The organism is Acinetobacter sp. 102 (assembly GCF_037028485.1).
GTDB lineage: Bacteria > Pseudomonadota > Gammaproteobacteria > Pseudomonadales > Moraxellaceae > Acinetobacter > Acinetobacter higginsii.
In genome coordinates this window covers 1-12,417 of the sequence record NZ_JAZEZK010000036.1, presented here as the reverse complement: position 1 = coordinate 12,417, position 12,417 = coordinate 1, and the positions used below count along the sequence as shown (strand labels likewise).

The 12,417-nt window shown below is 32.5% G+C and carries 9 protein-coding genes and 1 pseudogene; 9 read left to right on the top strand and 1 reads right to left on the bottom strand.

Annotation, left to right across the window (positions count from 1 at the left end; all coding sequences use genetic code 11):
* Together WA352_RS21375 and WA352_RS21370 are read left to right on the top strand one after the other, a co-directional pair.
* On the top strand, positions 1–342 hold a 342-nt coding region (locus WA352_RS21375), incomplete at its 5' end, for a helix-turn-helix domain-containing protein (RefSeq protein WP_336143854.1).
* A gap of 300 nt (positions 343–642) precedes the next feature.
* Complete coding sequence (locus tag WA352_RS21370; RefSeq protein WP_157671713.1) at positions 643–798, top strand: hypothetical protein; 156 nt, start codon at positions 643–645, stop codon at positions 796–798.
* A gap of 156 nt (positions 799–954) precedes the next feature.
* On the opposite strand, the gene WA352_RS21365 is transcribed toward WA352_RS21370, so the two are convergent.
* Positions 955–1,224, bottom strand: coding sequence for a helix-turn-helix domain-containing protein (locus WA352_RS21365; RefSeq protein ID WP_033133329.1), 270 nt, complete (start codon positions 1,222–1,224; stop codon positions 955–957).
* A gap of 100 nt (positions 1,225–1,324) precedes the next feature.
* Here WA352_RS21365 and WA352_RS21360 point away from each other — a divergent pair, with 100 nt between their 5' ends.
* The 7 genes and pseudogenes from WA352_RS21360 to WA352_RS21330 form a co-directional block, all read left to right on the top strand.
* Positions 1,325–1,765 (top strand): TM2 domain-containing protein, encoded by a 441-nt coding sequence (locus WA352_RS21360; protein ID WP_033133328.1) that lies wholly within the window; start codon positions 1,325–1,327, stop codon positions 1,763–1,765.
* An 85-nt stretch (positions 1,766–1,850) separates the two neighbouring features.
* A complete protein-coding gene (locus WA352_RS21355) occupies positions 1,851–2,375 on the top strand; it encodes a hypothetical protein (RefSeq protein WP_033133327.1) in 525 nt (174 codons plus the stop codon).
* A gap of 43 nt (positions 2,376–2,418) precedes the next feature.
* Complete coding sequence (locus tag WA352_RS21350) at positions 2,419–2,721, top strand: hypothetical protein (protein WP_227505278.1); 303 nt, start codon at positions 2,419–2,421, stop codon at positions 2,719–2,721.
* Positions 2,722–3,409: 688 nt separating this feature from the next.
* Positions 3,410–4,579: a site-specific integrase gene (locus tag WA352_RS21345; RefSeq protein WP_033133325.1), complete on the top strand. Its 1,170-nt coding sequence runs from the start codon at positions 3,410–3,412 to the stop codon at positions 4,577–4,579.
* Between the two features lie 65 nt (positions 4,580–4,644).
* Positions 4,645–6,762: a DEAD/DEAH box helicase gene (locus WA352_RS21340; protein WP_033133324.1), complete on the top strand. Its 2,118-nt coding sequence runs from the start codon at positions 4,645–4,647 to the stop codon at positions 6,760–6,762.
* 555 nt (positions 6,763–7,317) lie between these two features.
* Complete coding sequence (locus tag WA352_RS21335; protein WP_033133323.1) at positions 7,318–10,332, top strand: DEAD/DEAH box helicase; 3,015 nt, start codon at positions 7,318–7,320, stop codon at positions 10,330–10,332.
* A 1,824-nt stretch (positions 10,333–12,156) separates the two neighbouring features.
* A pseudogene (locus WA352_RS21330) lies at positions 12,157–12,417 on the top strand (hypothetical protein); the annotation flags it as partial.

Sequence of the window (12,417 nt, the reverse complement as noted above, 5' to 3'; positions counted from 1 at the left end):
AATGATCATGAAGATAATTTATTTAGTACCAAGCAACGTCCCAGTTTCAAACAATCTTTGTTCGCTCCAGCCCTATATTTTGAGCTTTGCGCTAATCGGGAGCGAATCAGAATGACACAAATTTTGCAGCAATGGCTCAAAAAAGAAAGAAAATCTAAAGGAATTTCGAAACTAGAATTATCCAATAGCCTAAGCAAACCTGACTCATATGTCGGTGATGTAGAGCGGGGTGTATATGCATTGGATATTATTGAGTATGTATATTATTGCCAAGCGCTAGGGAGTGATCCAAAGCAAGGAATACAATACATCAGCAACGAGCTAGAAAATCAGCAAAAGTGATTCTGCTATTTTACGGGTTTATTATATTTTCTACAGTGTTGGTTTTGGATGGGGAGTAAAAAATCTATAATGCAAAAATTGGTAAAAGCCTTGCTTTACAAGGATTAGTGTCCAAAAACTAGGGGGAATTTTCTTATATAGTAATTCATATAATATAAATTTCACCCCCTGCAGTAGATCAATCCCAATTCTTCTAGCAAAACGAAATAAATCTACCCTTGATTTACATATTATTTTAGTGAATTGCTAAGTAAATAATCTATGTAGCAATGAGATTCATAAACGTGAACAGGAGTACAGATGAAATATTCGCATCATTTAGAGTGTGTTGCAGATGCTATTGCACTCATTCCAACAGAGAAGGCACAGACTTTGGCAAACGCACTTTACACGTGTAATAACTCAGAACGAGATACTCTTGAGAAGCTAATTGCTATAGGGCGTATCCTGATCTAATCTTATTCACCTCACAATTGATCCCGATGTACGAAAAGTACATCGGGATTTTTTATGCTTGCATTCATATTAGGAGAAAGGCCATGTAGCAGACCAATTAGCATGAAAATATCTAGATTGTCGTGGATGAATGATTCGCCCAACAATACTGAACGCTTAGGTTGAAGATATGGAGTTATTTTCTTTTGGAAGTTCATTCTGAATTAATTCCACCCCAATTTGGGGATCAATACCCAAAGTATGACAATACCATACATATTCTACGACATCTAAACGGCGTTCACCTTGTTCAACTTTTTGGATAAACGAATGAGGTTTGTCCATGCGTTCTGCTAGAGCACGCATAGACAGATTTCTAGCTTCACGTTCTTGTTTCAACCAACTTCGCAAAGCAAGCATTTCATTGGTATAGATACTATTTGTCATTGTACCTATTTAAGATACATTGACCTTTGTACCCAAAATAGGTACATTGTATGCGTATCTCTATCATCATTTAATTCAAATATTTATAAGTCAGGTATATATGGAAGGAAAAATCCTTGGAATTGATACTGTCCAAAATAAAGCAGTAATCATCACAAAAAATAGTGAACGTATTACATTTGATTTGTACGAATGGCGTGGCGCTATTCCAATAAAAGAAGGCTTAGAAATTGATTATGAGCTTAATGATTCGAGTCATGCGATTAATGTGTATCCTTCTCTAGCTGCCACCACAGTAGTGCAGAAAAAGGAAAAAACAAAAGTTGCATTACTACTCTTAACCTTGGTTGGCGGTGGTTTAGGAGCACATAAATTCTATGTCGGTTCATGGGGGTGGGGAATTGTCTATCTTTTACTTTGTGTACTATATATCCCACTCATATTAAGCTTTATCGAATTTGTTCGTTATTGCTTCTTATCTGAACAAGAGATCAATGAAAAAGTTAGAAATCTGAATGGGCCATTTTCATGGCTTTGGTGAATTAGCTTCTTACTGATTCGAAATATATGTCCCGATGTACGAAAAGTACATCGGGATTTTTTATACCTAAATTTTGGAGACAAATATGCAACCACGTGTACCCGATAAAATTAATCACTGTTTAATCAATACTATAGTCTGTCCAAAACTATCAGAACGATCAAAAGGGAACTTACATTATCAAATATGGCGAAATAATGATGATGCATCTTTAGGAATAGCGATTAGCAAAAATGAATCATCAGGTGGATTTAGCGGAGAATTAGTCAAAATAGAAGATATTCTTCAGATACTTTATGCATTACGAAAAAGTGGAAAAGCCTTTCATGCAACCGCGTTGAAAGGACTTTTCATCGGTAAGTCAGCAAATAACCCATGCTTTCTAGCTGCAATTCTCGTTGATCAGAAAGTCGTTCATCCTCATCCCAATACGCAACGATTATTAGAGGTGAGTGATGATTCTGAATTTTGGCTAAAAAGGCTCAATGATGCATCATCTGCATCACTATCCAAGGTACTAGCCGATGATGAGAAAAAAGCAATCGATACAAAATCTATCACTGATAAGCCGAAACACGGACGTTCTGAAACATCAAAAAAGGAGGGATAGCGAGATGAATATTGTCAAAAGTAAGCGTGATTTAGAACATGTGATGAATCAAGCTATACGTTTAGCAATATCTAGTGCGATTGATCGAATCGAAATAGAGTATCAAGAAGACTACCAAGCCACCCAACATGGGTGGTTTGTTGTTTTAGAGCATACCCATGAACTTAGCGTACCTATTGCAGGTTTAACGTTCTCAATTCTGGACAAACTAAATGCTAGTGAAATTGAATACGTTGAGAAATGCCCACATGCTTGTGAAGTGTATATCACCCTTAATGATACTGAAGGTGTATTGATCTACATTCCTGATCAAATCTATTCAAGTTTGGGTATAAATAATCTGTAATGATGCTTTGGCATACTCTAACCAGTAGCACAGCGCAGGGAATAATCGAATAAGCCCTTGAGTTATGTCTCTCTAGTTTGTTAAACAGCATCCTATAAATCTAAACACCAGCTTTAAACCGTAAGATGAACCGTAAAACTTTTTGGGTTTTGCGGGAATTCTGATTTAGGTATGCAACACAAGGAAAAATGTATGGGCCAAATAGAGAGAAGGAGGGTCTTGTAGTTCTTAGTTCAAATCATGAAACTTGTCAATCACTAAAAAGGCGTGATTGAAATTTAACCAGTCGAACTAAGAAAACCAGTTTTTTACAAAAAAAATTCCTAAATTTATTCAATAGCTTATGAGAGACCGATTTTTCGTATTGTCAAATAATTTTAAAAAAAGTGATTTAATAAATTATTGAATTATATGGTAATTTATTTTTGTTTCAAAAAGTAAAAAAATAGGTCCTCAAGAGCTAATCTTTACATCGAACTCACTATCTTGCACCATATTTTCAACTTGTTCAGTTAGGAAATTCTTTTGCTTCTTTGGGCTTTTGAACTTAAAGACTATTTAAATTCAGAAACCAACACCAGTCATCAATGAAATATTCGTTGACCTATTCTTCCCTATTTTGACTCATTTTTGAATCATGGCCTTTAACGGTCAGGGAGATTTGTTTGCCTAATTTTTGGAGAAATCTATGAATGCGAAACTAAAATTGGATGAAGTACTCGTGATGAGTATCATTTGTCCTCAAACTAAACGTGAGTTAGAAATAACTGATCATCTAGTCAAAGGACTCAAACTTGTAGTTACTCGTCTGGGTAAAAAGACTTGGTTATTTCGTTATGTGTTTAACGGAACCAAGCGTGCAATGAAATTGGGAAATTATCCAGAATTATGTTTAGAAGACGCAAGAATCATTGCCGCATCAAATAATAATTTACTGAGAACAGGTAAAGATCCACAGCATGAACGTGATGTGCAAAAAGCAATGCCGACAGTAACCGAGTTTTTTACTAACTCATATTATCCGCACTCACAGAAACGTAAACGCTCACACTGTGATGATTTATCACGGTTTAACAATCATCTGCGCGATCCGATTGGTCACCTTCCATTAAATCAAGTTGAAGCAGTTCATGTCATGCAAATTCTTGATCAAGCAAAAGATTCAGGCCTATCTCATGCAACGATTAATCGTATCCGTGCATTACTTTCTGTAATGTACAGCTATGCAATTGATCTTGCTTTATTAGAAAGGAATCCAGTCTCGCGAGTTAAGAAATATAAAGAGGTCAATCAGATTGAACGTTTCTTGACAGAGCAAGAGTTACCACGACTTATGCAAGTATTGAATACACCTGCTCAATATGGAATTGATAATCTCGTTGTTGTGGCAATTGTAAAAGTTTTATTACTAACAGGTATGCGTAAAAGAGAGGTCATGGATATGAAGTGGGCTGATGTTGATTTGTCCTCAGGCCATTGGAAGCTTGAAAATAACAAATCAGGTAAACCACGCTTGATACGTTTAGCAAGTGAAAGTTTGGCAGAAATTAGAAAAATGTTACCACGTCAAAGTGAGTATGTTTTTGCTAATCCGCAAACAGGACAAGCATTCAATGATATTCGTAAATGCTACGACAAAATCATGAAAGCAGCAGGGATACCAAACATGCGAATTCATGATTTGAGACATAACTTCGCAAGCATGGCTGTCAATAAGGGACTAAGCCTTTATGTTGTTCAGCATCTACTTGGTCATGCTTCACCACAAACAACCCAGCGCTATGCCCATCTGAATGGGGAAGTCATGTTAGATGCCTACCAAAAAGTCGCTGAAATTGTAAATCAAGCGTCTATCTAAGCCAACAACCTAACCACCAAGTCAAATTTTATTGGGTATGAAAAACCATACCCTTAGGAGAACTCATGCCAAATTTAGTAAATAAGATGGAATTTAACTTAACTGAAGGCCAAATGATTGCGGATCATTTGGAAGCAATTGAAGTCGGTACAACATTTCTCGAAGCTTCTACTGGGACAGGAAAATCAACTTTTGTCATTAAGACACTCATGCCACAACAGCATGTCGTTATGCTATGTCCTAAGGTATCTCAGGTAAAGCAACTGGAAAAAATGTATGTAGATCAGGGGATTATTTTCTGTCACGGAACAATGAAATTTACAGAAGAGGAATTGTCAACAAACCATATAGTGGCAACATATGATCAGTTAGCTAAAATTAAGCAATATATCCGACCAGATTCAATTTTTGTGGTAGACGAAGTGCATCAGCTTTATTGTGCAGGCGCTTATAGAGGAAAGGCATTAAATGAAATCTTAACATTTATAAAAAATAAGCATGTAAGCAAGGTGTTGTTGGTGAGCGCAACACTTACTATGGAGATTTTTGATAAGTTATCAATTTCGATAGATCATATTTATCAGTTCACTCAAGAAAATCCAATTCAACGACATATTATTTTGCAACAATATGTACATGAGCATCCTCTAAACTGCCTTAAGTTTATCATTAATCGAGTTAAACAGATAAAATCTGAGGGCTCTAAACGGATCATCTTTATTAGGATTAATGATAAAAAGAAAGCAGAGGAATATCGTTTTTTCTTGGAAAAGCAAGGTATCCCTACACTTGTTGTAAATCGAGCAAAGCAGGGGAATGAAGCCATAGTTGAGATGATTAACACAGCTCGATTATCGACTGAGTACAACGTAATTTTGACAACATCTGTTTGGGATGAAGCAGTAAATTTTTTGAATAGTGATAATGAGATTGATAGTATCCATATATTGGGGGGTAATACTCATACAGATGAAATTACTCAATTTATAGGCAGAACGCGTTATGCAAATCCGCCAATCTATATTCATCTAGATCAAGAAGTCGATCACTCCCCAATCGATGATCTGGCAGCTTATCATGAGCAACGTGTATGGCTGATGGATACAGATCTTGCTACTAATCTAGAGATTTTAGAAAGTGGTAAAGAATTTGCTGAGCATATTAGACAAAAGAAATCAGTCAAAGCCGAAAAACTTGTAGAGGCTATCAATAAGATGCTCAAAGACTCGAAGAGTATAGAAGGTCTAGGGTGTATTCGTGATGAAATTAATATCAATAATGCAGTTGTCGCAGCTAAGGCATTCGCAATAGATACGCAGAACTTATATTCTAATATTAAATATTTAGAATATAGATTGGCTTGTGCGAATCAAGATGCACATATTACTAGGGAAGTATGTCGAGCGGAAATTGATGGCGAATTGAAGAGAGCTTACGCTGACATTACGAATGAACTGCAAAAACTAAAGGAAGAGAAGACACCAAAAGTTGGTAAACAATTTCTCAAGGATACTAGACAAGTTCACAGAGTTACTTTGCATGGAAAGCAGATTTTGCAAAATCCACAGGCAATTCCTTATTTAAAAGAGGACTCTGAGATTGAATTTGATCTGTATTATCATATGGCTGAAGTATCAATTTACGTTAGTAATATGCATGATATTCTTGAGATATTACGGAGGGATAGCTACAAGACTGTAAAAAAAGTTGGGCATGAATATCAAAATCATCCAATCATTAAAATACTTATGGATCAGATTGCTAAGCACATATTCATAAATGATCAAGCATCTAAGACATATGATGTAAAAGCATTGGAGAAGTTGATTAATCAAGGGTTAAGAAAGCTTGATAAAGATGAGTCAACCAAGTTTGCTCTAGGCATCAAAAGCCATAAATATTTTGAGTTAGACCAAAGAAATAAGATCGTTCTTAAATCTAACCAAGCCGTAAATTTTGTTAAAAGATACTGCCATGTTACGATCAAAAATGATCATAAATCATATAAAGACAAAGTCGTAACTTTTGTGGGATTAGGTTGGGGAGGCTATCAATATAACGGGCTTTCATATATTGAACCGAACAAACCACAATGTATTGAACTAGAGGGTGAGAGGATAGATGCTCAATCTGGTCAATTACTTAGTGACATATCCGAGTTAACGCAAACTGTGGCAGCTTGATAAGAAGTAAGACCGTAGACAAGTGATGAAATATCAGTCTACGGTCTAATAATTGTGTGCAGGTGAATTATGAGATTGCTTAGATTTACTGTTTGGGATAGGAATTCTAAGAGAAGTTTCTTTGTAAGAATGCCTTCGTTTACTTTATCATTAAGTCCTATGTTTAGCTATGCCTTTAATTCATCTACTAACTTTATAAGGCAGCCAGAACTAACGACATGATTATGTTGCATCCATCCAGTAACGAATTAGTGAAAGAAGGTACCAAAGTGCTATGTTAATTACTGATGAGCAAGGCAAAACCATCTATTTCTTTGAAAATATTTGGGAATAAATTAGAAATACCTACAAGCAAAAAGCAAATTTCACTATTCAATGGTCTAAATTAGGGAAGAATTAGCTAGAGAGCTAGTCGAAAGTGAAAAAATCAGAATTCATTAGAGTAACTTACTTTTTTAGTTATAAATTATTCTTTATGAATATATTCGATAAGGTATTTAACTTTAAAGAAAAAAATATTAAAGTTAGCAGTTTAGAAAAACTACTTGTAAGAATATGATTGAAAAAATTAGTACTGAATTAATAGATAAATTAAGAGATTGTCAGATTAACAGTGTTAAGGTGATTGGAAACTATTTAAATTCAGATAGCACTAAATCTTGTTTAATTAGTTTACCTACGGGTGCTGGTAAGAGCGGTGTTATATGCACTGTAAGCCATTATTCTAAAGATGATAAAATTCTTGTTGTGACACATAGAAGGGCTGTCTGTGATCAATTATATGAGGAGTTAAGTGGGAGTTTTTTTGAAAAACTATTACCTCAAGAGCCTAATTATAAAAATTATTTGAAAAAAAATATTTTTAATAAAATTAATGATATCTCGCAAGATGGTATTTATTGTACAACTTTTCAAAAAATAAATAGTTTAAGTGAGGATGAGTTAATAAATATAAAAAATAATTTTAGTCTTATATTAATTGATGAGGGCCATGTCGAACCATCGCCAAAATGGAGTGAGGTAATAAGGAAGCTAAATAAGAAAAAAATTATCATAACAGCGACACCTTATAGAAATGATTTATATAGTTTTGATATAGATGCTAATTATAGCTATATATATACGTTTAAATCTGCAAGTGGAAATAATGAAATAGTATATCCAGTTTTTAAAATAACTAATAAGTCGAAGCTAATACATGAAATTAAAAAAATAATTAAAAAACAGCCCAATTCAATTTGTATTGTTAAATGTAAAAATTTTTCGGAAATTGAAAGGTATTATGATGATTTTAGTTCTCATTTTAAAACAATAGCAATTCATGATCAATATGATAATAAGAAAAAGAATAAAATAAATTTTGTACCAAAAAAATTACTAGACTTAAAATATGAAGTTTTTCTTCATCAGAAGAAACTAGATGAAGGTATTGATATACCAGAAGCTAAAATTTTAGTACTTACTTATTCAGTAGGAAGTGGAAAGGAATTAGTACAAACTACAGGAAGAATAGTTAGAAAATATGAAACCTATAAATCTACAATTCTAGATATATCTGGGGATAATAATAAAAAATTATGGAAGAGTTACATTGAATTTGATGAATATTTATCAAATGAAAAATCAGTAGAAAAATTTTTAAGAACTCTTGATACAAAAAAATTTATTGAAAATTATTTAAAAGAATTTCCTGAGAAAAGCTATTTTGAATCAAATTTTAGAAGAAAATTCGATTTTAATAATTTTAATCCTAAAGAATCATTAGAAATTCCAGTAGCTTCTGTATGTTTTTATAATAAAGAAAATGAATTTGATATCAATGTTTGTCTTAATAAGTTGGAGTCGGAATTTAATAGAGAAGGTGCTTTAGCTAAATCGTATAAAGAGCTTGGAGTTATTGTGGCTATTTTTTTTAATAACTCTAAATATCTAAAAGATAGTCTTTTTTTTGAACCAACTTTGGAAATATTTATTATCAGAGAATTACAGGATATGATAGCTATTTTTGATAGTCGCAGTCATAAATATAGCAATAGAAAAGATCTTAAAATTTTGAGTACAATTGGTGTAGAAAAGTTATTTACAGTTATTTCGGGAACCGAAAAAATTGTAACTAAGCGAGCCAACACAAGGGCACTTCAAAATAATCTAAGTCGCCCAGAGAGTATATCTATAAAAGGAAAAAATTTAGAACTAATTAATCATGAACAGTCAAATTCTGGTTATGCAATAACTACTACTGTAGTTTCAAATGTTGGAGATAATGGTAAACCTATTTCTACATATTATCTAGGTGTGGCATCAGGGAGAATATCTGATCAAAAGAAATTGGGAATTTCATATGAAGAGTTTATAAACTGGATTGATAGTATAAATAGTTGCTTGCAATCTAATGGGGAAAATGAAAGTAATTTTATTAATTCATTCTCTCAGTCAATTAATTATACTCCAGTGGAAAACCCTGTAGCTTGTGTTTTTGATTTTACTGATGAGAAATATGTTGATTTAGGGGTTGAATATAAAGGTGTGAAGGAATCTATTGATAATAGTTATATATATAAATCGTATAGTGATGGGGTTTCTTTTTTTGAATTTTCTGATGGTTCAAGTAGTGATGAGATGGTCGGGAAGTTTATTAAATTTTCATTTGATGAAAACCTTGATTTAATTATAGATTATGATAAAGACTTAATTTTTTTTAATAATGGAAGTAAAGTTGAAATATCTGAAATCTTAAACAATGAGAGTGTTAAGCTTTTATATAGTGATAGTACAGTTTATTTGGAAGGCAATTTTTATAAACAAAAACTTCCAACTGAAACAGGTAGGTTTAATCAAAATATAGTCAGAAATATTATTTCGTTGGATTGTTTGAAGCAACCAAATTTATCTGAAAAGGATGAAGATAATATTCTAAATGATAATTTTAGTGAGAATTCAGTTTTTTATTTAATCGATAAAGTTTCAAATATTAAAAATAAAAATGTAAGCCTTGATGATTTAGGTGAGTTTTATCAGTATATTCCAAATATAGATTTAGTACTTTGTACCGACATGGGAACCGAGCCAGCAGACTTTATTCTTTCCTCTAAGGATAAAGTTGTTTTTGTTCATGTAAAATGTGGCGGTAGTGCATCAAAACCCCAATCTTCAGCAGGAGCTCTTTGCCAAGTTGGAGGCCAGGCATTAAAAAATATACATTTTTTACGTGACTATAGGCCTTTAAAATATGGAAATATTACTACTCTTAAAGAAGACTGGCCGAGATTAAATGGAAATAAGTATCAAAATAAGCTAAATCGTATAAGATTGTTCAATAAAACTTATGATATAAATCATAATCTTGATGAAGTGCTAGATACAATTAATACGAGAAAAATTGATCCTTTAGTAAGTAAAGAAATATGGGTAGTTGTCGGTAATGCGTTCTCACGACAACATTTTACAAGCCAATTGAAAATGCCCCTAGAAGCTGTCTCAGAAACAATTCAAGCCTATCAACTACTTGATACTTGGTTTAATCAAGCTAGTGCACTGAATGTAGATTTGAAGTTTTTTACTTCAGAATAAGAATTTTTTAAGCTGCATATCAGAAGTTGCTAAACAATTTCTCAAGGATACAAGACAAGTTCACAAAGTTACTTTGCATGGAGAGCAGATTTTACAAAATCCACAGGTAATTCCTTATATAAAAGAGGATTATGAGATTGAATTTGATCTGTATTATCATATGGTTGAAGCATCAATTTACGTTAGTAATATGCATGATATTCTTGAGATTTTACGGACGGATAGCTACAAGTCTGTAAAAAAGTTGGGCATGAATATCAAAATCATCCAATCATTAAAATACTTATGGATTAGCTTGCTAAGTACATTTTCGTAAATGATCAAGCATCTAAGATATATAATGTAAAAGCATTGGAAAAGTTGATTAATCAAGGGTTAGGAAAGCTCGATAAAGATGAGTCAACCAAGTTTGCTCTAGGCATCAAAAGTCATAAGTATTTTGAGTTAGACCAGAAGAATAAGATCGTTCTTAAATCTAATCAAGCCGTAAATTTTGTAAAAAAATACCGCCATGTTACGATCAAAAACGATAAGAAACCTTATGAAAAAAGATCGTATCTTTTGTAGGATTAGGTTGGGGAGGCTATCAATATAACGGGCTTCCCTATATTGAACCCAACAAACCACAGCGTATTGAACTAGAGGGCTCGATCTGGTCAGTTACTTAGTGACATATCAGAGTTAACGCCAACTATGGCGGCTTGATAAGAAGTTAGACCGTAGACAAGTGATGAAATATCAGTCTACGGTCTAATCATTTTACTACATCGCTGTAAAAGTAGTTATGGTCAGTTACGGTCTATAAAAAATGCATTGTTATCTATGGTTTATCGCTACGGTCTTCAGGTCTAGCTACGGTAAATCTTAGGTAATTACTGTATATGCAAAATGATAAAACATTATTTCTTATGCATTTATTACTTTTGCGGCTAAGCTTTTTTTGATCAGATTTCTATCAAAATATTGAAAATTCTTTATATTTCTTTGAGTTGTAAATAAATTACCTACGGTCATTTGCCAGTCATGTATTTCTTGGTTTCTATGAAAGTAAGTTGTTGATATTTATTAATATAAATAAGGTTTTATCTGAACTCATAATCCGTTGGTCCCGTGTTCAAGTCACGGTGGGCCCACCATATATATCAAGCACTTACATGCATTAATTGTAAGTGCTTTTTTATTGGCTAAATTTATGTAAGCGCTATGTAATCAGTAAAATTAACAATTAAGAGTGGAAACAAGATCTATCTAAGTTTGGAAGATGTTGAATATTATTTATAGTTTTGCTAAATCAATTCAATGTACATCGAAATTAGTGAACAAGACTTTTTAAATAATTTGATGATCTAAACCTGCTTTTAGCCTAAGTCAGTTAGCTATGATTAGAGGATGATAAGAAAATGACTATTTATATTCCCGACAAATTTACTATGAATTATTTTTACAAGAAAAAGATGAATAATAAAGAGTGAAATGAAATCTATTCTATAAGCTTAAATATCTTCGGCAGGGTGACGGGTTGAAATATTTTTATTAGATATATTGTATTTTTTATATTACAAAGTAAGCTTGAAGCTAATTAAAATTTAAAGTCACTTATAGTTGTAAGAAAAATTATTTTTTTATAAAATATAGTTATATTCGATACTTAAGTGAATTTTATCCAATTTAAGAATCTAACTTAAAAGTATAAGAAATCGTCCCTACAATAATTTATACAATTATAGATACTTTTCAATTTTGTCATACTCCATTATTTTTGCTATATTATATTTTTTGATTTTATAGATTATTAAAGTGAAGAATATCTTAGCTTTCACCATCATGTTAGGTTTATTAGGGTGTGAAAGTTTTGAAGATTATAAGAGCAAAGACTCTAATATTATTACAGAATTTGATTCTTATATAATTGAGAATGATAATCGAAAAAATGTGAGAGATTTGAGTAAAAGCTCTGCTTATATTCGGAAGTCCGAAATTAATTTAAATAAGGAAAAACTGATTGAAAAGTGCAAAAAACTCGTACTTTCGAATGTAACAAAGAAAAAGACGGTTAGTTTTAATGATAATTTACGTGGTAATTAC